Raw genomic sequence first — 21,935 nt, forward strand, 5'->3', positions numbered from 1 at the left:
CTGACGGTGCACGCGGGATGCCGCGGCGCTCGGCATGACGTTCTTTGGCTACTCAATTCACATTTCCTCTTCGCACTTTCTCTTTCCCCATGCTTCGCCCCTGCCTCACGCTTGCCCTTCTGGCTGCCATCTGTGCCAATGCCCCGGCCGCCCGGGCCCAATCGGGGCCGCAGGATTCGGTGTACGTGCGGCAGCACTACACCAAGCTCGACCGCCGGATTACGATGCGCGACGGGGTGCGGCTCTACACCACCATCTACGTGCCCAAAGACGCCTCGGCGACCACGCCTTACCCGTTTTTGCTCACGCGCACGCCCTACTCGGCCGGGCCCTACGGCGAGCAGAAATACCCCGGCCGCGGGCCTGGTCCCAGCCGCGAGCTGACGGAAGAAAAGTACATTTTTGTGCGGCAGGACGTGCGCGGGCGCTACATGAGCGAGGGCCGGTTTGAGGAGATGACGCCGGCTTTGCCGGCCACGTCCACCGCCGCCGGCAAAGCCCACGACGAAAGCACCGACACCTACGACACCATTGAATGGCTGCTGAAGAACGTGCCCGGCCACAACGGCCGCGTGGGCATGTCGGGCATCAGCTACCCCGGTTTCTACGCCACGGCGGCGCTGCCGAATGCCCACCCGGCGCTGAAAGCCGTGTCGCCGCAAGCCCCGGTCACGGACGAGTTTATGGGCGACGACGCGCGGCACAAGGGCGCGTTTTTCCTGCTCGACAACTTTGACTTCACCAATTATTTTGACGTGCCGCGGCCGCAGCCGGTGGCGCAATACAAGCAGCTGTTCGAGTTTGAGCCCAAGGACGCCTACAAGTTCTTCCTCGACCTCGGCCCCGTCAAAAACGCCAACGGCCCGCAGTATTTCAACAACCGGGCCCGCATCTGGAACGAGTACCAGCAGCACGAAACCTACGACGCCTACTGGCAGGCGCGCAACATCCGCACGGCCCTCACGGGCGTGAAACCGGCCGTGCTGGTGGTGGGCGGCTGGTTCGACGCCGAAGACCTGTTCGGGGCCCTGAACACCTACAAGGCCATTGAGCAGCAAAACCCCGGCGCCACCAATCGCCTCGTGATGGGCCCCTGGACCCACGGCGCCTGGGCCCGCCCCGACTGGAGCAAGTTCGGCCCCCTCAGCTTCGGCTCCAACACCGCCGAAACCTACCGCCGAACGCTGGAAACGCCGTTTTTCAACTTCTACCTGAAGGACAAAGGCAGCTTCAACCCAGCCGAGGCCACGGTGTTCAACACCGGCACGAACGAGTGGAAGACATACGCGGCCTGGCCGCCGGCTGCGGAGACACGCATGTTACGTTTCGAAACAGGAAACAGCCTTGTTGTAGTTGACCCACAACACACAAACAAAGGACTGATTACACCTCCATACGTTCAAAGAACTGGCGCTGATAAAAGCGTCAAAATTCCCTATCAATACCTCAGCGACCCGGCCAACCCCGTGCCCTACACTGCCGTCGTCCACGGCGACCGCAACAACGAGTACATGATTGAGGACCAACGCTTTGCCGCCAATCGGCCCGATGTCCTCTCCTTTCGCACCGAAACGCTGCCCAGCGACCTCACGCTGGCCGGCCCCATCACCGCCGACCTGTGGGTGAGCACCTCCGGCACCGACGCCGACTTCATCGTGAAAGTCATCGACGAGCTGCCCGACGGCACCCAGCGCCTGGTGCGCGCCGAGGTGATGCGCGGCCGCTTCCGCAACAGCTTCAGCAAGCCCGAAGCCTTCAAGCCCAACCAGCCCGCCGAGGTGAAATACGAGCTGCCCGACGTGCTCCACACCTTCCAGAAAGGCCACCGGCTGCTGGTGCAGGTGCAAAGCACCTGGTTTCCGCTGGTCGACCGCAACCCGCAAACTTTCGTGCCCATCGCCACGGCCGAAGCCAAGGATTTTCAGAAAGCCACCATCCGGCTGTACCACGACGCCGCGCACCCGTCGGCGCTGCGGGTACCGGTGCTGCCGTAGCCAGGTTCGGGAGGCACGCAACCCCGACCCGGCCGTGGCGCGTAGGCAGGGAATTCTTTTTCACTTCCTTTCCTACTTTCTCTCATGAAAATTCTTCCCCTCGCGCTGGCCTTGGGCCTGAGCACGGCGGCTTTCGCCCAAACCACGCCGGCCAGCAACGTTCCCGCCAGCAACGACTCCAACCCCTTGGCGCCTTCCAACAACCAGTCCCGCGTGAACACGGCCGTGGACGGCTCCAACATTGCCAACAACCGCGACAAGCTGTCGCCCGGCACGGGCACGCCCGTAGCCCCGCGCTCCGACGCCGAGAAAAAGGCCCACCGCGACGCCAAGCGCGCCGCCAAAGGCAAGTCGAAATCGAAGATGTAGGCCTCAGGTAAAGGCCATGAGAACGGTCCTGCTGAGCGCAGCCGAAGCATCTCTCCCGCGAAGAGTAATCATTTACTTCCTCGGTAGAGATGCTTCGGCTGCGCTCAGCAGGACCGTTCTTTTTATCGTTCTCTCGCCCCGTTGTCACCCACCAGCCCGCGCACGAACTCATCGGTAAAATCGGGGGCGAAGTGCAGCACGTTGGGCAGGGCGGCAAACTCTTCGACTTCGTGGGTAGTGGTGAGCACCACGGCTTGCATGCCGGCATTGTGGGCCGCCTCGGCGCCCTTGGGCACGTCCTCAAACACGAGGCAGTCGGCGGGCGCCACGCCGAGCTGGGCGGCGGCTTTGAGGAAAGTTTCGGGGTGGGGCTTGCTCAGCACCACGTCGTCGGCGCTCACGATGGCGCGGAAGTAATGCCGAATGTGCAGGTTATCGAGCACGAAGTCGATGTTGAACGGGATGGCGGCCGAACCGATGGCCATGGGAATGCCCCGTTGGTGCGCCGCCTCCAGAAACTCGGCCAGGCCGGGCAGCAGCGCCAGGCTGGGCAGGTACTCCTGCTGGTAGCGGCGCTCTTTTTCCAGCGACAGGCGGTCCATTTCTTCGGCCGTGAAGCGGTCGGGGCCGAACACGCGCACCAGCACTTCCTGGTTTTTGCCGTACATCTGGGGCTTCACTTCTGCGTGGGTGAAATGGCCGCCCAGGTCGTGGTTGAAGAGGTGGCGCCAGGCGCGGGTGTGGAAGTCCATGTCGTGAATCATGGTCCCGTTGAGGTCGAAAATGAAGGCTTTCATGCGAGGCAATAAGGGCTGAATACGCCGCAAAGGTCGGAGCTATGGCCCGGCCGGCGCTGTCACGCTGGTATTGCTCGACTGCGGCGGAATTCCTCAACACGGGTGGCGGGTTGGAAATGGCACCGGTCTGCTCAGCCAAGGCAGGTCCGGCCCATCCCCAGCTGACGAAAAGAGGGGTGTCCGGCCAGTGCAATCAGCCTCACAAATGCAGCCGAAACGTGGTGCCCACGCCCACTTCGCTTTCCACCTCCACGCGGCCGCCGTTGCTCTGCACAATGCGGTTGACGAGGTAGAGGCCCACGCCCGTGCCCTCGGTGTGGTCGTGGAAGCGCCGAAACAAGTGAAACAGCTCGTCGCGGTGGCGCTGCACATCAAAGCCCAGGCCGTTGTCTTCCACCAGCAGCACCGGGCGCGCGTTTTCGACCCACAGCGAGAGGTGCACGCGGCAGGTTCGGGCGGGGTCGTTGTATTTGAGGGAGTTGCTGAGCAGGTTGGCCAGAATGGTGCGCAGGTTGGCGCGGGCGTAGGAAATGGTGGGGCGGGCGGCAAAGTCGGTGGTGATGCGGGCGCGGGCGGCCAGCACCTGCGGCTGCAGGGTCTGGAGCACTTCCTGGGTCAGCTCTTCCAGGTCCACGGTTTCGGCGGGCAGCTCGGGCAGGCGCTGGGCCTGGCCCACGGCGGCCAGGTCGTCGATGGTGGTGGCCAGCTGGTGCAGGGCCTCGTCCACCATGGGCAGGAGCAGGTCGGCCTCGTCGGCGTCGGCGAAAGTGGCGGCGTGGCGCAGCTCCTCAAACAGTCCTGAAAGGTTGTTGACGGGCTGCTTGAGGTCGTGCGAGGCGGCGTACACGAAGTTGTCGAGGTCCTGGTTGGTGCGAATGAGTTGGGCGTTGGCGGCGGCCAGCTCGTCGTTGCGGGCACTCACGGCCTGGTTGGCGGTGCTCAGCTCGGCGTTGATGCGGGCCATGAGCTGGCGGGCGGCCACCTGCTCGCTCACGTCGGTGGCCACGGCGGCCACGCCCGTGATGCGGCCGTCGGCGGCGCGCAGGGGCTGGTACACGTAGTTGAGCAACACCGTGGTGGGCTGCCCGCCGCGCATGAGCTGGGCGGGCTGCTCCTGGGCTATGTAGCTGAGGCCCGTGCTCATCACGCCTTGCAGCACCTCCTGAAAGCCCTGGCCCTGCAGTTCGGGCAGGGCCAGCAGCAGGGGCTGGCCCTGCACCTGCTCGCGGGTGCGGCCCCAGATTTCGCACACGCCGGGGTTGGCCAGCTCAATCACAAACTCAGGGCCCCGAAACACGGCAATGGCCACCGGCGACTGCTCAAACAGCTCCTGGAGCTGCGCTTCGCGCCGCAGCACCTCCTCCTGCAGGGCCTCGGTGCGGCGCCGGGCCAGCACTTGTTGCGTCACGTCAAAGGCAAAAATTGACACGCCCACCGTGGCGCCCGCCTCGCGGTAGGCCTGGTAGGTGAAGGTGTAGTACGTTTCGGGCAGCAGCTGGCCGGCCGCGTCGTATACCTGCAGCGGCAGCTCCACCCCAAAAAAGGGCTCGCCCGTGGTGTATACCTGGTCGAGCAGGGCCACGAAGCCGAAGGCAACGGCCTCGGGCAGGGCCTCGGCCAGGTCCTGCCCCAGCAGCGGGCGCCCGGGAAACAGCGCCTGATAGCCGGGGTTGAGGTACTCGAAGCGGTGCCGGGGCCCGCGCAGAATGGCCACGCTGGCCGGCGTTTGCTCAAACACTTGGTACAGGGTTTCGCGCTGGCGCACCAGCTGCTCGGCGTTGCGCAGGGCTTCGGCCTGCAGGGCCTCGGTGCGGCGGCGGGCCAGCACCTGTTCGGTCACTTCAAAAGCAAAAACGAGGATGCCGTCGATGCGGCCGGCTTCGTCGTAGCGCGCCTGCTGGATGTAGTTGAAAAACCGTTCTTCCAGCTCGCCGCCTTCGGCCCGGGCAAAGGGAATGAGCATGGCGTACTCCTCGTGGGTGATGCCGGTTTCGTATACCCGCCGAAAGGTGTGGTACACCTCGTGGTTGGCAATTTCGGGCAAAGCCTCCAAAATGGGCCGCCCCCGCAGGGCGCGCCCTGGAAACAGGGCCTGATAGCCGGGGTTCACCAGTTCGTACACCAGGTCGGGCCCGTCGAGGATGCAGATGGCCGCCGGGGCTTGCATAAACAGGCGCTCGAGGCGCGCGCGCTGGCGCTCGGCCTCGGCCTGGGCGTCCTGCAGGCGGGCGGTGCGCTCGGCCACGCGGGCCTCCAGCTCCTGGTTCAGCTCGTGCAGCGTGAGCTGGGCGCTGAACAGCTCGGCGTTGCTGGCCCGGATTTCTTCGTTGGCGGCCTGCAGCTCTTCGTTAATGACGGCCAGCTCTTCGTTGGCGGCGTTGGCCCGCTGGGCGTTTTCCGCCGACTGCTGCCGGGCCGTCACGTGGGCCGTCACGTCGTAGGCAAAAATGAGCAGGCCCGATACCTGGCCCGCCACGTCGCGCGTGGCCTGGTAAATGAAATTAAAGTACACGGGGCTCAGCCGGCCCGTGTTGGCTTGGTCGAGGTAGGCCATTTCCTCGCGGCCGTGGTATGTGCGCCCGGTGCGGTACACCTGGTCGAGCAGGTCTAGAAATGGCTGGTCGTGCAGCTCTGGCAAGGCCTCGCGCAGTGGCAGATTTAGCAGAACACGGTTGCCGAATAGCTCGCAGAACGGCGCATTGGCCATGGTGAACACGTGCGTTGGCCCCGCCGTGCGGGCAATGCAGGCGGGGGCCTGCATAAACAAGTCGAACAACTGCTGGCGCTGCTGCTCGGCCTCGGCCAGGGCGGCGCGCTCGCGGGCCTGGCTTTCGCGCAGGGCCTGCTCCACGGCCGTGCGGCTGTGCAGCCCCGTGTCGTCGAAGCTCACCAGCAGCCCCTGGCCTACCCGCTGGGCCGAAAGCCGGAAGTAGTTGTCCAGCCCGTCGCCCTGGTAGTTCACCTCCATTTGCATGGGCTTCCCGGTTTCGAGAGCCTCGCAGTGAAACGCAAACACGCCCGTGGCCAGGGTGTGCGGGTAGTACTGCAGGTAGGTGCCCGCCGGGCGCGCGGGCTGCTGCAGTATGCGCTGGGCCGCCGGATTCAGCAACTCGATGGTGAGGTCGGTAATCTGCCCATCGGCCCCCCGAACGGGCCGGTACAGCGCCACGCCCACCAGCGACCCTTCCAGCAGGCCCGCTACCAGTTCCTCGGCCGGAAAGATGGCCTGCAGCTCAAGCGGCAGAGTGGGTAGGGAAGCGAAGGGCATACCGCGAAAGTACACAGCGTGGGCAGGAAGGTTCAGCGTATACGCAGAAATCAGCTTGCCCACCCCGCGGCTAACCAAAACGCCCCCGCTGCGCAACGGCAGCGGGGGCGTTTTGGTTAGCCAGCCTCCAACTGGTTATTTCAGCTCGTCGCCAATCACGGCCACGGCCTCGGCAATGGCGGCGTCTTTGCGCAGCGGCTTCAGGAAGCGGGCCGTGCGCTTGGCCACCACCGAGTCGGTTTTGGCCAGGGTGGCGTCGGGCGCGGGCAGGGCGATGTCGAGGGCGGGCAGCGCGTTCTGGGCCGTGGTTTGCAGCTTGTTGGCGTCGCGGGCTTGCTGCTGGGCGGTGCGGTAGGCCGCCAGGTTCAGCGAGAGGGTGGTTTGCTTGCGGCGCTCGGTGGCCCGCTGAGCCGCCTCGGTGATGAGGCGGAAGCCGGGGCTGGCGGCCACGCGGGCGGCGCTGGCGGCCTTCAGCTTATCCAAGGCCGGGAGCGAGTTGGTGGGCTGATACGTAGCGGGCGCAATCTCGTCCCACTGCAGCGGGTAGTCGGCCTCCTTTTCGCCCTTGGCGTAGGAACTCAAAGCATCAGGCACGGTGATATCGGGCGTCACGCCCTTGAACTGGGTCGAGCCGCCGTTCACGCGGTAAAACTTCTGAATGGTGAGCTTCACCGAGCCCAGCGGCTTGAGGGCCGCCACTTCCGGCGACACGGCGTTGTCCAGGTCGAACACCTGCTGCACCGTGCCTTTGCCGTAGGTGGGGTTGCCCAGCACCACGGCGCGCTTGTAGTCCTGCATGGCGGCGGCCAAGATTTCTGAGGCCGAGGCGCTGTACTTGTTCACCAGCACCACCAGCGGCCCGGCGTACTGCACCTGCGGGTCTTCGTCGGCCACGGGCTGGGGCTTGCCGCGGTTGGTTTTCACCTGCACCATGGGGCCGCTGGGCACAAACAGGCCGCCCATGTCCACGGCGTCGCGCAAGGAGCCGCCGCCGTTGTAGCGCAGGTCGAGCACCACGCCGGCCACGTTTTCCTTGCTCAGCTTGGCCAGCTCGTTTTTCACGTCGGCGGCGCTGCTGCGGCCGCCCTTGCCGCTGAAGTCGGCATAGAACGTGGGCAGGTGGATGTAGCCGTAGTTCTTGCCGTTTTGCTTGATGACGGCCGACTGGGCGTAGGTTTCCTCAATCACCACCACGTCGCGGATGATGGGGATGACCACCGTGGCGCCATCGGGCTTGCGCACCGTGAGGCGCACTTCGGTGCCCTTGGGCCCGCGAATGAGTTTCACCGCCTTTTCGAACTTCATGCCTTCCACGCTCACCGGCTCGGCGGCGCCCTGGGCCACGCGCAGAATGATGTCGCCCACCTTCAGCTCGCCCTGCCGGGCCGAAGCGGAGCCCGCCACAATGTCGGTCACCTTCAGGTGGCCGTCTTCGGCTTGTAGCAGCGCGCCCGTGCCCTCCAGCCGCCCCGACATGGTGATGTCGAAGTTTTCGCGCACGATGGGGGCAAAATAGTCGGTGTGCGGGTCGTAGGTGTTGGCAATGACGTTGGCAAACTCGGCCAGGCGGTCGTTGGCGTCGGTTTTCAGCTGGTCGTCGAAATACTCGTCGTAGTATTTCAGCACGCGTTTGCGGGCCTCGGCCTCCAGCTCCGTGGCCGTACGGGGCCGGTCGGAAGTGGTAGAGGCCGCGGCGCCGGCTTTGGTAGCGGCCAGGGGCTTGTCCTTTTTGCGGGCTTCCTCGTCCATCAGCTCCGAAAGCTGGGCCAGGGTCTGGTACTTCAGCAGCTTGCGCCACTGCTCGCGCTGGGCGGCCGGGGTCGCGGCGTAGGTGGCCTTGGCGGGGTCGGTTTCCCAGGTTTCCTGCACCGAAAAGTCGAAGGGCTTGGCCAGCAGCTGGCGGTACAGGCTTTGAATTTCGAGGGTGCGCTTGCTCAGCAGCTGGCTGGTGGCGTCCAGAAACTCGTGGGTGCCGCCGCGCAGCTCGTCGTCAATCTTGGTTTGGTACTGGCGCAGGGCGGCCACTTCCGGCGCCAGCAGAAACTGCTTGTTCACGTCTACGCGCTTGAGGTAAAGGTCGAACACGCGCTGCGAAAACTGGTCGTCAATCTTTTCGGGCTGGAAGTGCAGCTGCGACAGGCCCTGCAGCATCACGCCCAGCACCACCTGGTCGCGCGGGGGCGTGCCCTGGTACACCGAGAAAGAAGCCAGCCCCAGCAGGGCCAGCACCGAAGTGGAATACACTCCAAGCTTAAAGCGGGAAAAATTCATGCGAGGGAGATGGTTAGAAGTCAGGTAGGGTTGCCCGGACCAGCCAAAAAGCGGCCCGGTGCGCGAAAGAAGGCCAGAACCTTGCCAGAATCAAGCTGGCCAAGCGGCTAAGGTCGGCAAGGTAATCGGTTGGGTTGCGGAAATGAATACCGCCACGGGTAGAAAGCGCGACTATATTTTCTACTACAATTTTTTTGGCCTTTTGAGTCACTTTTCCAGCACTTGCCGCACAAAAACCCCATGCACAACCCCGCACGTGGCGTGCTCCAGCCCTCTCAAAAGCTCAGCGTGAGCTGGCGCCCGGCGGCGGGCTGGCCCGTGTCCAGGTTCGAGAGCGTGACGCCCAGCAGCCGCACGCCCTTGGGCAGCGGGAAAAGCCCCTCCACCAACTCACGGCAAATGCGCTCCAGCACGCCCTGGTTGGGGATGGGCCCCACGGCGCTGCGGCTGCGCGTGATTTGCTGGAAGTCGGCAAACTTCACTTTCACCGTCACGGTGCGGCCCAGGATGCCCGAGCGCTGGCAGTACTCCCACACTTCCTCAATGGAGGGGCGCAGGCCGTCGAGCAGGTCGGCGAAGGCGGTGAGGTCGGTGGCAAAAGTGGTTTCGGAACCCACCGACTTGCGCAGGCGGTCGGCCTCCACCGGCCGGTGGTCTTCGGCGCGGGCAATGGCGTGGTAGTAGCGCCCGGCTTTGCCAAAGTGCTGCTGCAAAAACTCAACGGACTGGGCCCGCAAATCGGCCCCGGTGAAAATGCCCAGCTGGTTCATCTTGGCCGCCGTGACCGGCCCCACGCCGTGAAACTGCCCCACCGCCAGCCCCTCCACAAAGGCCAGCCCCTGCTCGGGCCGCACCACAAACTGGCCGTTGGGCTTGCGGTAGTCGGAGGCCAGCTTGGCCAGGAACTTATTGTAGGAAATGCCCGCCGAGGCCGTGAGCTGGGTTTCGGCCAGAATTTTGGTCCGGATTTCGCGCGCAATCTGGGTGGCCGAATCCAGCTGCTTGAGGTTGTGCGTCACGTCGAGGTAGGCCTCGTCCAACGACACGGGCTCGATGAGCGGCGTGTACTCGGCAAAAATGGCCCGAATCTGGCGCGACACCTCCTTGTACACGGCAAAGCGGGGCGGCACAAACAGCAGCTCCGGGCACTTGCGCAGGGCCGTGACCGACGGCATGGCCGAGCGCACCCCAAACGCGCGGGCTTCGTAGCTGGCCGCCGCTACCACGCCCCGCTCCCGGGCCCCGCCCACGGCCACGGGCCGGCCGCGCAGCTCGGGGTTATCGCGCTGCTCCACCGAGGCATAAAACGCATCCATGTCCAGGTGGATGATTTTGCGAAGGGGAAAGGTGCTCATCAACAGGCGGCTTTTGGGGCCCGCGAAGATACCAACCGCTCCCGCCAGCCGCCCACACGCATTTTCGCCAAACCCAGCAAAACTATTTATAGGATGTATTACACAAAAAATTTTGTCTTTTTAAGACAAATGGTATTGCGCACGATTTTTAGAGTCGCTACTTTTGCCCTGAACCCGAATGAAAACACCAATGCCTCTACGACTGGCTGAATGTTGGACTCGGAATAAATAATGGGGGTTTCACCGCTGATAAAAGGAGCTGTTTCACTCATTTTATTAAAAGATGCGTGAGTACTCACAAAAATTTATTTCAGCCAACTATTTGCCTTTCAATTAATTATTGCCTTAAATTTGCATCACAAACACTGTGGGGTGGCGGAATTGGCAGACGCGCTAGCCTATCTCGCTAGTACAATTAGAGGTTCGAGTCCTCTCTTCACAGCCTGAGTCCCGGTCGATTACGACCGGGACTTTTTTTTGACCCGGCGGACCGGCGGCCGTTTTGACGGGCATTGCGGCATGTGCTTGGCCGTAGCGACGATTAGGCCCCGAATGCTAGTTTCGGGCAGTTCAAATGCACGTGCCCATGTCTTCCTTCATTGCGCCCCTGCCGGCCTGGCTGCTGGCCGCTGCTGCGCTGCTGCCCCTGGCCGCCCGCGCCCAGCAGCCCGCCGCCCCCGACGCGGCCAAAAAAGCGGCCGACGAGGCCTACGCCCGCCAGCAGGACTACCTGCTGCGCAACGATTGGGCCTACCTGCAGCGCTACGCCGCGGCCAACCAGCGCATGCCCGCGCCCACGCCCGGCGTGTCCCGCGTGGTCATCATCGGCAATTCCATCACCGAAGGCTGGGTGAAGGCCGACTCGGCCTTTTTTGGCGGCAAGCCCTATGAGTACGTGGGGCGCGGCATCAGCGGGCAAACCTCGGGCAAGCTGCTGGTGCGTTTCCGGGCCGACGTGCTGAACCTGCGCCCGGCCGTGGTGGTCATCCTGGGCGGCATCAACGACGTGGCCGAAAACAGCGGCCCCTACTCCCCGCAAACCACCCTCAACAACCTCATGACCATGGCCGAACTGGCCCGGGCCCACGGCGTTCGGGTGGTGCTGGCCTCGGTGACGCCGGCCGCCGACTTCTGGTGGCGCAAAGGCCTGCAGCCGGCCCCAAAAATTGTGGCCCTCAACCGGCAAATCAAAGCCTACGCCGACCAGCAGCGGTTTGTGTACCTGGACTTTCACGCCGCCCTTGCCGATGAGGCCCAGGGCCTAAAAAAAGCCTACGGCCCCGACGGCGTGCACCCCAACCTAACCGGCTACCGCGTGATGGAGCCCTTGCTAAACCAAGCCGTGGCCGCCGCCCTGAACAAGAAGTAGGCAGGGCCACCGCTGCGGCGGTTCGCCGGGTTCTGTCTGCCAGCAGCTTGCGGGGCTACACGGCGCGGGCTTTTTTCTTGGCGGCCGACTTTTTGCGCCGGGCTTTGGGCTTGCGGCGCGGGGGCAGGCGCTCGCGCTCGGCCTTGCGCTCGGCGCGCATAAGCAGGCGCTCGGGCAGGCGGGCCATGAGGCGCTGGCGCACGTACTGCGCCAGCGCCGAGAGCGGCACCAAGTTGGTGGTGCGCAAAAACCGACCGATTTCGGCCCCGCGCAGGGTGCTGGCCCCGGCCAGGCCCCGCGCCAGCAGAAACTGCTTCACTTCCTCCAGCAAAATCAGCTTCGCGAGCGGGGCCGGGGCCACCGTGGCGTTGTAGCAGGCGGCCCGGTGCACGCGCAGGCCCCCGGGCGCGGCCACGTGCACGCCCACCCACTCGGGCAGCAGCGGCAGCAGCTTGGCCAGGTGCTTTTCGGTGACGATGAAGGTGACAAAATCGTAGACCTCGCCGTAGCAGCGCAGCTGGTTGGCCACGCGCTGCAGGGTGTCGCCGTCGCCCTTCACCTCGTAGCCGTGCATGAAATGCTCGGTGATGTGCACCACGTCGGCCCGGGTGGTGCCGGTGGGCAGCTCGTTGATGTGCACGCCCCCCGTGAGGAGCGGGTAGAGCAGGGCGCGGATTTCCGGGTCGTTCATGGCAACTTCAAAGATAAACCCGCCCCCGAGCCCGCCAAAGCAAGGACGACTTGCCGCTGCAATTGCGTCGGCAAAACCGCTTCTGGTCGTCTCGGGCGCGCACTTATTTTGCCTCCGGCGCTGTACCTTGCCTCGTCCCTGTTTCGGCCGCTGCGCGGCAAATTGCCCTTCGGAACCGGCTGCCCCGGGCCCGGCCGCCGGGCGTGGGCGGGGGCATGGTACCGGTCTGGCCGCTTCATCTGTTTCCTGCATGTCCCGAAAAAAAGCGTTGTTCCTCATCGGCTCGCCCAACCAAACCACGCAGATGCATCAAATTGCGCAGCTGCTGGACGACGAGTTCGACCCCTACTTCAGCCAGCTGTACTACGACGGCTGGCAGCGCCCCTTCTACAAGTTTCTGCTCTGGACAGGCGGGCTCGACAAAACCATCGTCACGGGCAAAATCAAGGACAAGGCCGATAAGTACCTGGCCGAGCACGGCCTGAAAAACGATTTTGAGGCCCGCGTCTTCCACAACCAGTACGACCTCATCGTGTGCTGCTCCGACGTGATTGTGCCCTGGCCCCTGATTCGGCGCACCAAAACCGTGTTTGTGCAAGAGGGCATGACCGACCCGCTCAACGTGTGGGCCCGGCTGGTGAAGCGCTTCACGCGCTACCCCATTCTGGCCATCGGCACGGCCCTGAACGGCATGAACAACTGCTGCGACATTTACTGCGTGGCGTCGGAAGGCTATGCCAAACACTTCGAGCGCGTGGGCGTGGACCATGACAAGCTCGTGGTGACGGGCATTCCCAATTTCGACAACATCGAGCAGGTGCGCCACAACGACTTTCCGCACCGCGGCTACGTGCTGGTGGCCACCTCCGACCTACGCGAAACCTTCACGCCCGAAAACCGGCCCAAGTTCATTCGGGAGTGCGCCCGCATCGCCAACGGCCGCCCGCTGGCCTTCAAGCTGCACCCCAACGAGGAACTGCCCCGCGCCGTGGATGAAATCAAGGAGCACGCCCCGCCCGGTACGCTCATCTTCACCGAAGGCAACACCGACCACATGATTGCCAACTGCGTGGAGCTCATCACCCAATACTCGACCGTGGTGTACGTGGGCCTGGCGTTGGGTAAGCCCGTGCACTCTTACTTTGACGTGGACGACCTGCGCCGCAAGCTGCCCTGGCAGAACGGCGGCACCTCGGCCCGGCGCATTGCGGCCATTTGCCGGGGCTTTAGCCGGTTTGAAGGCAGCGGGCCGGCCTTTCTGCGGCAGCACGATGCCGAGGCCTTTGCCGCCATCGCGCCGGCGGCGGCTTCCCCGGTAGCGGGCTAGGCACGGGCGGCACTATTTTAATATTTTATTAGCCAAGCACTTGCCCGGACGGGCGCACTTTGTCCGGCTAATTTTAGCGTATTTCCGTTTGCTGACCGCCTACGCGGTAGCGTAACTGCTGTTCTATGCCCCTTCCCAAGATTCTGACCGTCGTACAGGCCCGCATGGGCTCGTCGCGCCTGCCGGGCAAGGTGCTGCTGCCGCTGGCCGGCGAGCCGCTGCTTCTGCGCATGGTGCAGCGGGTGCAGCGGGCCCGCCTGGCCGGCACCGTGGCAGTGGCCACCACCGCCGATGCCGCCGACGATGCCATTGCCGAGCTGTGCGCCGCCCACGGCCTGGAGTGCTTCCGCGGCGACGCGCTGGATTTGCTCGACCGCCACTACCAGGCCGCCCGCCACTACGGCGCCGACGTGGTGCTGAAAATCCCGTCGGACTGCCCCCTCATCGACCCGGCCGTGATTGACGAAGTGGTGGGCTTTTACCTTGATTTCACTGAGCGCTACGACTTTGTGAGCAACCTGCACCCCGCTACTTTCCCTGATGGCAACGACGTGGAAGTGATGCCCATGACCGTGCTCGAAACCGCCTGGCGCGAGGCCCAGCGGCCGCTGGAGCGCGAGCACACCACTCCGTTTATATGGGAAAACCCCGGGCGGTTTAGCGTCGGCAACGTGGAATGGGACGCCGGCCTCGACTACTCGATGAGCCACCGCTGGACCATTGACTACCCGGAAGATTACGATTTCATAAAGGCCGTGTACGAAGCGCTGTACCCCACAAACCCGACCTTTGGCCTGTCGGATATTCTGGCCCTGCTGGAAAAACGGCCCGACATCGCCCAGCTCAATGCCCGCTACGCCGGCGTGAACTGGTACCGCAACCATTTAGATGAGCTGAAAACCGTGGACTCCTCACAAACCCGAACCCTGTAGCACTTGCTTCGGCTTGAGCTGCTCCCAATGCCCCTTATGACTCCCGAGACCCAACAAAAACTAGAGAAAACGGCCCTCAAGGTGCGCGAGCACATCGTGCGCCTGAGCACCGACGGCGGCTGCTTCACCGGCGCTTCGCTGAGCTGCGCCGATTTGCTGGTCTACCTCTACAGCGAGTTTTTGAACGTGCGGCCCGACAACCTGCAGGACCCCACGCGCGACTACCTGTTCCTGAGCAAGGGCCACGACGTGCCGGCCCTCTACGGCACCTTCGTGGAGCTCGGCTTCCTCGACAAGGCCCGCCTCGACCAGCACCTGAGCACCGACGACCACATTTACTGGCACCCCAACCGCCACGTGCCGGGCGTGGAATTCCATTCGGGCTCGCTGGGCCACTTGCCCAGCGTGGCCCTGGGCGTGGCCCTGGACTGCCGGATGCGCGGCCAGGACAACAAGGTCATCGTCATCACCGGCGACGGCGAGCTGAACGAGGGGACGGTGTGGGAAAGCCTGCTGGTGGCCAGCGCGCACAAAATCAATAACCTCACGCTGGTCGTCGACCGCAACCACTTCCAGGCCAACGTGGCCACCGAAGACCTCATTCCGCTGGAGCCCATGGCGCCCAAGTTTGAGGCCTTCGGCTGCGAAGTGCGCCGGATTGATGGCCACGATTTCGCGCAGCTGCAAGAAGCTTTCTCGGCCCTGCCCTTCTCCGACACCAAGCCCTCGGTTATCATCTGCGACACGGTGCGCGGCCGTGGCCTGCCCAGCATCGAGGCCCGGGCCGACCGGTGGTTCTGCAATTTCTCTTCGGAGGAAGTGGAGGAGCTGCTGCGCGAGCTGCACAGCCAGGTGGCCACGACTTTGACGAGCGAAACGCTGACTGTCCGTTAATTCAATCCTATCTGTCATCCTGAGCAGAGCGAAGGACTTTATCACACAAGAACGGTTTGCAGTAACACATGCTGCGCAAACGTGAGAAGGTCCTTCGCTCTGCTCAGGATGACAGGCGATTTTGACGCTACAACGCAATGAACTACGAAGAACTAATCAAGCAAACCGCCCTGGCCGATGAGCGCATTGTGGTGATGACGGCCGAAAACCGCGCCCTCATTCGCAACCTGCCCGATGTGCTGGGCCCGCGCTTCATCGACACTGGCATCACGGAGCAAACGCTGATTGGCGCCGCAGCAGGGCTGGCCCTGCGCGGCCGCGTGCCGGTGGTGCACGCCCTGGCCACCTTCCTCACGCTGCGGGCGTTCGAATTTATCCGCACCGACGTGGGCATCGGCCAGCTGCCGGTGAAGCTGAGCGGTTTCGTGCCCGGCTTCCTGTCCGATGGCAACGGGCCCACGCACCAGGCCATTGAGGACGTGAGCCTGATGCGCGGCATTCCGGGCATGACGGTTTTCGCGCCGGCCGACGAGCAGGACATGCTGGCCATGCTGCCGGCCATCTGGGCCTCGCCCCAGCCGGCTTACGTGCGCGTCAACACCCGCCCCGCCACCTACGAGCACGCTCCTTTTGAAATGGGCAAAGCCGAAATCGTGGCCGAAGGCACCGACGTGACCATTCTCACCTACGGCATGCTCTTCGAGCAAACGCTGGTGGCCCGCGAACTGCTGCAGGCCCAAGGCAAATCGGTGGGCCTCGTCAACCTGCGCAGCCTCAAGCCGATAGACGAAGCCGCTCTCCTGGAGGTGGTACGGCGCGGCTCCCTTATTGTGACGGTGGAAGACCATTTCGTCACCGGCGGCCTTTATTCCATTCTGGCCGAGGTGCTGCTGCGTAACCAGCTCACGGCCCGGGTGCTGCCGCTGGCGCTGGAGGAGCGCTGGTACCGCCCCGGCCGCCTCAGCGCGGTGCTGGAGCACGAGGGCTTCACCGGCCACCACATCGCCCGCCGCATCACCGAGTATCTGGGCGAGTCGGGCGCGGCCATTGCCGACGGCCCGGCGGTGCTCGAAAACGAGTTTGCGGAGTAGAGACGCACTATGTTGCGTCTCGTCGTTGAACGACCGGGACCGCACCGTAACGCACAGACTAAACAACATCAGCAACGACGAGACGCAACATCTTGCGTCTCTACATCCTTCTAAACCATGCCCAACACCGTTTCTTTCAACGAAAACTACCCCGACATCACCAAGTCGGACGAGCTGTACGCCCGCGCCCAGCGCATCATGACGCCCGTGACCCAGACCTTGGCCAAAGGCCCCGGTCAGTACACCAAAGGCGTGAGCCCCAAGTACGTGAAGCGCGCCAAAGGCTCCCACATCTGGGACGTGGACGGCAACGAGTACATTGACTTTCAGATGGGTATCGGTCCCATCTCGCTGGGCTACGCCTATGAGCGGGTCGACAACGCCATCAAAGCCCAGCTCGAAGACGGCATTACGTTCTCGATGATGCACGAACTGGAGGTAGAGCTGTCGGAGCTGATTCACGAAATCATCCCCAACGCCGAGAGCATCCGCATCAGCAAAACCGGCGCCGATGTTTGCTCGGCGGCGGTGCGCGTGTCGCGGGCGTTTACCGGGCGCAACAAGGTGCTGTGCTGCGGGTACCACGGCTGGCACGACTGGTACATCGGCACCACCAGCCGCGACAAGGGCATTCCGCAGGAAAGCAAGGACTTGGTGGCCGCTTTCGAGTACAACAACCTTGACTCGCTGAAGGCGCTGCTCGACGACGACGTGGCCTGCGTCATTCTGGAGCCCTTCATCTTCGATGCGCCTAAGGACAACTTCCTGCAAGAAGTGGCCCGGCTGTGCAAAGAGAACGGCACGCTCCTGATTTTCGATGAGATGTGGACCGGCTTCCGCATTGCCGTGGGCGGCGCTCAGGAGTATTTCGGCATCACGCCCGATTTGGCGGTGTATTCCAAGGCCTTTGCCAACGGCATGCCCATTGCCCTGCTCACCGGCCGGCGCGACGTGATGCAGCTGTTCGAGCAGGATGTGTTCTTCTTCACCACCTTCGGCGGCGAGGCGCTGAGTCTGGCCGCCGCCGTGGCCACCATCACGGAAATGCGCGAGAAGAACGTGCCCGCCCGCCTCGCCGAGCAGGGCAAAAAACTGAAGGACGGCTACAACGAAATTGCCGCCGAACTGGGCATCAGCCAATACACCAAGTGCTACGGCTACGACTGCCGCACCATCGTCACCTTTGACCCTTCGGCCGGCAACGGCATGGAGATTAAGGCCTTCGTGCAGCAGGAGCTGTTCAAGCGGGGCATTATGTGGGGCGGCTTCCACAACATGTGCTTTTCGCACTCGGATGAGGACGTGGCCTACACGCTCTCGGCCTACCGCGAGGTGCTGCAGCTGCTCAAGGAAGCCATTGAAGCCAACGACGTAGCCACGCGCCTCCTAGGCGAACCAGTGGAAGCCGTGTTCCGCAAGGTGACCAACGCCGCGCCAGTTAAAGCGAAGTAGTACATGAGCTTATTTGATTTGACCGGCAAGACGGCCATCGTGACCGGCGCCTGCGGGCTCATCGGCCGCAAGCACTGCGAAGCCCTAGCCAACGCCGGCGCCAATGTGGTGGTGGCCGACCTCAACATCGAAGCCTGCGCCGCGGTGGCGGCAGAACTGCCCGGCGGCATTCACCTGCCACTGTCGGTGAACGTGACCGACCCCGCCTCACTGGCCGCGGCGCGCGACCAGATTCTGTCCCAGTTTGGCCACATCGATGTGCTGGTGAACAACGCAGCCATCAACGACATGTTCGAGAACCCGGCCCTGGCGGCCGACCTGAGCAAGTTCGAGAACTTCCCGCTGGCCACGTTTCAGCAGGTGCTGGAGGTGAACGTGACGGGGGTATTTCTGGCGGCGCAGGTATTCGGTACGCCCATGGCGCAGCAAGGCCACGGCTCCATCATCAACGTGGCCAGCACCTACGGCCTCGTGGGGCCCGACCAGAGCATCTACCGCAACGAGGCCGGCGAACAAACCTTTTACAAATCACCCTCCTACCCCATGACCAAGGGCGCGGTGGTGAATTTCACGCGCTACCTGGCGGCCTATTGGGGGGCGGCCGGCGTGCGCGTGAATACGCTCTCGCCCGGCGGCGTGGAGAACAGCCAGGACGCCTTTTTCATCAAGCAATACAGCGCCAAAACGCCGCTGGGCCGCATGGCTACCCCCACCGACTACCAAGGCGCGGTCGTGTTCCTGGCGTCTGACGCTTCGGCTTACATGACCGGGGCCAACCTCGTTGTTGATGGCGGCTGGACGGCAATATGATTTAGTTGTCAGTTGCTCGTTGTCAGTTGTTAGTCTCAGACATTCAACTCAACGACCTAATAACTGACAACGAGCAACTGACAACTAAAACCAAACATCTTATGCAAGCTGTTGAAATTCGCAAAAACCGGTTTATTGGCGCGGGCCATCCGGCCTATATCATTGCCGAAATCGGCATCAACCACAACGGTTCGCTCGACCTGGCCAAGCAGCTCATCTCGGAAGCCGCCAAGGCCGGCTGCGACGCCGTGAAGTTCCAGAAGCGCACGCCCGAGCTGTGCGTGCCCAAAGACCAGTGGGAAAAGCAGCGCGACACCCCCTGGGGCCGCATGAGCTACATCGATTACAAGCGCAAAACCGAGTTCGGCCAAGTAGAATACACGGCCATCGACGACTACTGCCGCGCGCTGGGCATCGACTGGTTTGCCTCGTGCTGGGACGAGCCGTCGGTGGATTTCATGGAGCAGTTCGAGCCCGTGTTGTACAAAATGGCTTCGGCCTCGCTCACCGACAAGCCCCTGCTCGACCGCGTGCGCGCCACTGGCCGCCCGCTCATGCTGAGCACCGGCATGAGCACCCTCGACGAAATTCACCAGGCCGTGAAATGGGTGGGTCTGGATAAGCTCATGATTGCGCACTCCACCTCGTCCTACCCCTGCCCGCCCGCCGAGCTGAACCTGCGCATGGTGCCGGTGCTGCAAGGCATGTTCCCGAACACACCCATCGGCTACTCGGGCCACGAAACCGGCTTGGCCACCACCGTGGCCGCCGTGACGCTGGGCGCCAGCTTCGTGGAGCGCCACTTTACGCTGGACCGCGCCATGTGGGGTTCCGACCACGCCGCCTCGGTGGAGCCCGGCGGCATGGCCAAGCTCGTGCGCGACATCCGCGACGTGGAGGAAGGCCTCGGCGACGGCGTGAAGCGCGTGTACGACTCCGAACTGGAGCCCCGCGCCCGCCTGCGCCGCGAACTGACGCCGAACAACGAATAGCCGATTTGGTTGTTTTTTGCGTCTGTCATCCTGAGCGCAGCGAAGGACCTTCTCACGTCTGAGTGTTGTCGTATCCAAACGGCGCGGACGTGAGAAGGTCCTTCGCTGCGCTCAGGATGACAAGATTTTCCTAATTCCACGCCAACCATGCATCACGTCGAACTCATCACCACGGCTATCCTGCTGATTTGGGTGGCCATCGTGATTACGCTGGAGCGCATCATCCCCTACCGCAAGGGGCTGCCGTTTTTCCGCGAGGGTTTCTGGACCGACCTTGTGCTCTACACCTTCGTGCAGAGCTATGCGCTGAAAATCGTCATTTTCGATTACATCATTCAGCCGCTCGACCAACATTTTGGGTTCTCGAAGCTGCATTTTGTGACGGGCTGGCCCATTTGGGTGCAGGTGCTGTTTTTCGTGGTGACGCACGATTTCTACATCTACTGGTTTCACCGGTTTCAGCACAGCAGCCCGCTGTTTTGGCGCACGCACGAGGCGCACCACTCGGGCAAGCAGGTGGACTGGCTGGCCGGCTCCCGCTCGCACGCCCTGGAAATCATCATCAACCAGACCATTGAGTTCGCGCCCATCGTCCTGCTCGGCGCCGACCCCATGGTGGTGCCCATCAAGGCCTGCATCGACGCCGTGTGGGGCATCTGGATTCACTGCAACGTGGACGTGCGCTCCGGCTGGCTGCAATACTTCATCAACGGCCCCGAAATGCACCTCTGGCACCACGCCGACCACGAGGAGGTGTTCTACGCCAACTTTTCGACCAAATTCGCCTTCTGGGACTGGATGTTCGGCACCGCCTACCGCCCCGACCACAAGCCGCTGAAATGGGGCCTGCCCTACGCTTTCCCGAAGGATTACTTCAGCCAGCACGTCTTCTCGGTGGCCCGGTTCGATGAGGAGGAATTGGCGAGGCGCTCGCGGCTGTTTCGCGCATACCACGGCATCCGGGTGCGCTTGCTGACCAAGCTCACCGAGCGCCTGCCGGCCCTGAAACCCCTGCACGGCTGGCCCGTGCCCGAGCCCTACACCGAAACCATTCGGGCGCAGCGCCCGGGCGGTAATTTTGGCCAGCCGTCGGCTCCGGCCACCTCTCCCCTTCCTCCCACTGCCGCCACTTCGTCCCGTTGATTAATCCCTGGTTTTCGCTGTTTCTGGCCTCTTTCATGGAGGTCTGCTGGACGTATAGCCTCAAGGCGCTGAGCATGCAGCGCATCAAAGAAATTGCCTGGGTGCACAGCCTGGGGCAGCCGACGCTGCTGCTGCCGGTGCTGCCGCTGCTCGCCTATGTGGGCTTTGGGCTGGCCAACGTCTGGTTTCTGTCGCTGGCCATGCGCGACATCCCCACCGCCACCGCCTATTCGGCGTGGATGGCCCTGGCCGTGGTGGGCATTAAGCTCGTCGATACCCTCTACCTGAAACAGCCGTTTTCGTGGCTGAGCGTGCTGTACACCAGCCTGATTATCATTGGCGTGCTGGGTTTGCGGCGGCTGGATTGATGCTTATTTGCACCGGCGGGCAAGGGCTGACTGCCCGGCGCGGGCGCGCCAGGCAGAACCCTGCCGGAAGGGGGCCGTTGTAGGGTAAACCCTCGTTATGAAATTAATATCCTTCGCCCTGCTGCTCGCGGCTGCAGGCGCGCTTGTGGCTTGCAATGGCTCGCCCGTGAACAACCAGCCGGCCACCGGCGCGCTACCTGCGCCCGCGCCCGCCACCCCCGATACCACTCGCCCGGCCCGCGCAGGCCGCGCGGTGCCGTTCGTGCCGCCCACCAAAGTAGGCCGCGTGCTGGGCAATGGCACGCCTTCGCCGCCCAATAGCCGCACCCGCTGAAGTAACAAATGACACGGCTTCTGAATGAGCACCCTTGAGCCAGGCGTATAAACGGCTCATGGACACAAAGGGGGCTCAAAACCAACCTGATTACTAATAAGAGCCTGCCCTCAGCGCACCGTTTTGCCCTTCTGCAGCGTGGCGGCTCATGGCTGGCCACAGGGCTATTTTTTCTCCCAGGCGGCGAGAAACTGCTCTTTGCTATAGTAGCTGTAAAGCCGGGACACCGGGTTGATGACCACAATTTCGGCGTTGGGCTGCTCGTCGGTCGGCGCCGTGGGGGCCAGTTCCAGCTCGTACTCTTTCCCGTTGCGGAAGCCCGCGTAGCCGTCCATGCCGCGGAACGTGTATTTCTTTTTGGTAAATTCCATGCCGCGAAAGTAGCACGCTGCCCGCTGCTGCTTTCGCGGCGCGCCGGCCCCCACTGCCCCGGACCGGGTCTGGACCGGCGACATTATGTATTTGCCCCAGCAGGGCG

General features: G+C 63.4%; 19 protein-coding genes and 1 tRNA gene. 14 read left to right on the top strand and 6 right to left on the bottom strand.

Going from position 1 to position 21,935, the window contains the following annotated elements; all coding sequences use genetic code 11:
- The first annotated feature begins 89 nt into the window (after positions 1-89).
- A complete protein-coding gene (locus JAO73_RS17810) occupies positions 90-1,994 on the top strand; it encodes a CocE/NonD family hydrolase (protein ID WP_198978489.1) in 1,905 nt (634 codons plus the stop codon).
- Between the two features lie 84 nt (positions 1,995-2,078).
- Positions 2,079-2,363, top strand: a complete 285-nt coding sequence (locus JAO73_RS17815; protein WP_198978490.1) for a hypothetical protein — start codon at positions 2,079-2,081, stop codon at positions 2,361-2,363.
- Positions 2,364-2,485: 122 nt separating this feature from the next.
- On the opposite strand, the gene JAO73_RS17820 is transcribed toward JAO73_RS17815, so the two are convergent.
- From JAO73_RS17820 to dinB, 4 genes are all read right to left on the bottom strand, one after another.
- Positions 2,486-3,160: an HAD family hydrolase gene (locus JAO73_RS17820; RefSeq protein ID WP_198978491.1), complete on the bottom strand. Its 675-nt coding sequence runs from the start codon at positions 3,158-3,160 to the stop codon at positions 2,486-2,488.
- Between the two features lie 199 nt (positions 3,161-3,359).
- Complete coding sequence (locus JAO73_RS17825) at positions 3,360-6,428, bottom strand: PAS domain-containing sensor histidine kinase (protein WP_198978492.1); 3,069 nt, start codon at positions 6,426-6,428, stop codon at positions 3,360-3,362.
- Between the two features lie 135 nt (positions 6,429-6,563).
- Positions 6,564-8,699: a carboxy terminal-processing peptidase gene (locus tag JAO73_RS17830; RefSeq protein WP_198978493.1), complete on the bottom strand. Its 2,136-nt coding sequence runs from the start codon at positions 8,697-8,699 to the stop codon at positions 6,564-6,566.
- 275 nt (positions 8,700-8,974) lie between these two features.
- Positions 8,975-10,054 carry a DNA polymerase IV gene (dinB, locus tag JAO73_RS17835; RefSeq protein ID WP_198978494.1) on the bottom strand — a complete coding sequence of 360 codons (1,080 nt, stop codon included), beginning with the start codon at positions 10,052-10,054 and terminating at the stop codon, positions 8,975-8,977.
- 366 nt (positions 10,055-10,420) lie between these two features.
- Here dinB and JAO73_RS17840 point away from each other — a divergent pair.
- Both JAO73_RS17840 and JAO73_RS17845 read left to right on the top strand, forming a co-directional pair.
- Positions 10,421-10,496: transfer RNA gene (locus JAO73_RS17840), tRNA-Asp, on the top strand.
- Positions 10,497-10,640: 144 nt separating this feature from the next.
- The gene (locus JAO73_RS17845) at positions 10,641-11,423 is read left to right on the top strand and encodes a GDSL-type esterase/lipase family protein (RefSeq protein WP_198978495.1); all 783 of its coding nucleotides are present in this window, start codon (positions 10,641-10,643) and stop codon (positions 11,421-11,423) included.
- Positions 11,424-11,478: 55 nt separating this feature from the next.
- Here the strand turns inward: JAO73_RS17845 and JAO73_RS17850 are convergent, their stop codons facing one another.
- The gene (locus JAO73_RS17850) at positions 11,479-12,114 is read right to left on the bottom strand and encodes a sce7726 family protein (protein ID WP_198978496.1); all 636 of its coding nucleotides are present in this window, start codon (positions 12,112-12,114) and stop codon (positions 11,479-11,481) included.
- A gap of 250 nt (positions 12,115-12,364) precedes the next feature.
- Between JAO73_RS17850 and JAO73_RS17855 the strand changes: the two genes are divergently transcribed.
- From JAO73_RS17855 to JAO73_RS17900, 10 genes are all read left to right on the top strand, one after another.
- Positions 12,365-13,441 carry a CDP-glycerol glycerophosphotransferase family protein gene (locus JAO73_RS17855; protein WP_198978497.1) on the top strand — a complete coding sequence of 359 codons (1,077 nt, stop codon included), beginning with the start codon at positions 12,365-12,367 and terminating at the stop codon, positions 13,439-13,441.
- Between the two features lie 125 nt (positions 13,442-13,566).
- A complete protein-coding gene (locus JAO73_RS17860) occupies positions 13,567-14,373 on the top strand; it encodes a cytidylyltransferase domain-containing protein (RefSeq protein WP_198978498.1) in 807 nt (268 codons plus the stop codon).
- 36 nt (positions 14,374-14,409) lie between these two features.
- Positions 14,410-15,267: a transketolase gene (locus JAO73_RS17865; RefSeq protein WP_198978499.1), complete on the top strand. Its 858-nt coding sequence runs from the start codon at positions 14,410-14,412 to the stop codon at positions 15,265-15,267.
- 137 nt (positions 15,268-15,404) lie between these two features.
- Entirely contained in the window at positions 15,405-16,358 is a 954-nt protein-coding gene (locus JAO73_RS17870) for a transketolase family protein (protein ID WP_198978500.1), read from the top strand.
- Between the two features lie 117 nt (positions 16,359-16,475).
- Complete coding sequence (locus JAO73_RS17875) at positions 16,476-17,810, top strand: aminotransferase class III-fold pyridoxal phosphate-dependent enzyme (RefSeq protein WP_198978501.1); 1,335 nt, start codon at positions 16,476-16,478, stop codon at positions 17,808-17,810.
- Positions 17,811-17,813: 3 nt separating this feature from the next.
- Complete coding sequence (locus JAO73_RS17880; RefSeq protein ID WP_198978502.1) at positions 17,814-18,620, top strand: SDR family oxidoreductase; 807 nt, start codon at positions 17,814-17,816, stop codon at positions 18,618-18,620.
- A gap of 101 nt (positions 18,621-18,721) precedes the next feature.
- Entirely contained in the window at positions 18,722-19,612 is an 891-nt protein-coding gene (locus JAO73_RS17885; RefSeq protein WP_198978503.1) for an N-acetylneuraminate synthase family protein, read from the top strand.
- Between the two features lie 147 nt (positions 19,613-19,759).
- Positions 19,760-20,755, top strand: a complete 996-nt coding sequence (locus JAO73_RS17890) for a sterol desaturase family protein (RefSeq protein ID WP_198978504.1) — start codon at positions 19,760-19,762, stop codon at positions 20,753-20,755.
- Positions 20,752-21,123: a DMT family transporter gene (locus tag JAO73_RS17895; protein WP_262896073.1), complete on the top strand. Its 372-nt coding sequence runs from the start codon at positions 20,752-20,754 to the stop codon at positions 21,121-21,123. Before JAO73_RS17890 ends, JAO73_RS17895 begins: the two co-directional genes overlap by 4 nt.
- A 97-nt stretch (positions 21,124-21,220) precedes the next feature.
- Positions 21,221-21,457, top strand: a complete 237-nt coding sequence (locus tag JAO73_RS17900) for a hypothetical protein (protein WP_198978506.1) — start codon at positions 21,221-21,223, stop codon at positions 21,455-21,457.
- Between the two features lie 164 nt (positions 21,458-21,621).
- Here the strand turns inward: JAO73_RS17900 and JAO73_RS17905 are convergent, their stop codons facing one another.
- Positions 21,622-21,828 (bottom strand): hypothetical protein, encoded by a 207-nt coding sequence (locus tag JAO73_RS17905; RefSeq protein ID WP_198978507.1) that lies wholly within the window; start codon positions 21,826-21,828, stop codon positions 21,622-21,624.
- Positions 21,829-21,935 lie beyond the last annotated feature (107 nt).

The sequence above is a fragment of the Hymenobacter miniatus genome, from assembly GCF_016427455.1.
In the GTDB taxonomy this organism is placed as follows: Bacteria; Bacteroidota; Bacteroidia; order Cytophagales; family Hymenobacteraceae; genus Hymenobacter; species Hymenobacter armeniacus.

Excerpts from the sequence above, each read along its gene's own strand:
- JAO73_RS17810 (WP_198978489.1), top strand. The coding sequence starts at position 90 with ATGCTTCGCCCCTGCCTCACGCTTGCCCTTCTGGCTGCCATCTGTGCC.
- JAO73_RS17815 (WP_198978490.1), top strand. The coding sequence starts at position 2,079 with ATGAAAATTCTTCCCCTCGCGCTGGCCTTGGGCCTGAGCACGGCGGCT.
- JAO73_RS17820 (WP_198978491.1), bottom strand. The coding sequence starts at position 3,160 with ATGAAAGCCTTCATTTTCGACCTCAACGGGACCATGATTCACGACATG.
- JAO73_RS17825 (WP_198978492.1), bottom strand. The coding sequence starts at position 6,428 with ATGCCCTTCGCTTCCCTACCCACTCTGCCGCTTGAGCTGCAGGCCATC.
- JAO73_RS17830 (WP_198978493.1), bottom strand. The coding sequence starts at position 8,699 with ATGAATTTTTCCCGCTTTAAGCTTGGAGTGTATTCCACTTCGGTGCTG.
- dinB (WP_198978494.1), bottom strand. The coding sequence starts at position 10,054 with ATGAGCACCTTTCCCCTTCGCAAAATCATCCACCTGGACATGGATGCG.
- JAO73_RS17845 (WP_198978495.1), top strand. The coding sequence starts at position 10,641 with ATGTCTTCCTTCATTGCGCCCCTGCCGGCCTGGCTGCTGGCCGCTGCT.
- JAO73_RS17850 (WP_198978496.1), bottom strand. The coding sequence starts at position 12,114 with ATGAACGACCCGGAAATCCGCGCCCTGCTCTACCCGCTCCTCACGGGG.
- JAO73_RS17855 (WP_198978497.1), top strand. The coding sequence starts at position 12,365 with ATGTCCCGAAAAAAAGCGTTGTTCCTCATCGGCTCGCCCAACCAAACC.
- JAO73_RS17860 (WP_198978498.1), top strand. The coding sequence starts at position 13,567 with ATGCCCCTTCCCAAGATTCTGACCGTCGTACAGGCCCGCATGGGCTCG.
- JAO73_RS17865 (WP_198978499.1), top strand. The coding sequence starts at position 14,410 with ATGACTCCCGAGACCCAACAAAAACTAGAGAAAACGGCCCTCAAGGTG.
- JAO73_RS17870 (WP_198978500.1), top strand. The coding sequence starts at position 15,405 with ATGAACTACGAAGAACTAATCAAGCAAACCGCCCTGGCCGATGAGCGC.
- JAO73_RS17875 (WP_198978501.1), top strand. The coding sequence starts at position 16,476 with ATGCCCAACACCGTTTCTTTCAACGAAAACTACCCCGACATCACCAAG.
- JAO73_RS17880 (WP_198978502.1), top strand. The coding sequence starts at position 17,814 with ATGAGCTTATTTGATTTGACCGGCAAGACGGCCATCGTGACCGGCGCC.
- JAO73_RS17885 (WP_198978503.1), top strand. The coding sequence starts at position 18,722 with ATGCAAGCTGTTGAAATTCGCAAAAACCGGTTTATTGGCGCGGGCCAT.
- JAO73_RS17890 (WP_198978504.1), top strand. The coding sequence starts at position 19,760 with ATGCATCACGTCGAACTCATCACCACGGCTATCCTGCTGATTTGGGTG.
- JAO73_RS17900 (WP_198978506.1), top strand. The coding sequence starts at position 21,221 with ATGAAATTAATATCCTTCGCCCTGCTGCTCGCGGCTGCAGGCGCGCTT.
- JAO73_RS17905 (WP_198978507.1), bottom strand. The coding sequence starts at position 21,828 with ATGGAATTTACCAAAAAGAAATACACGTTCCGCGGCATGGACGGCTAC.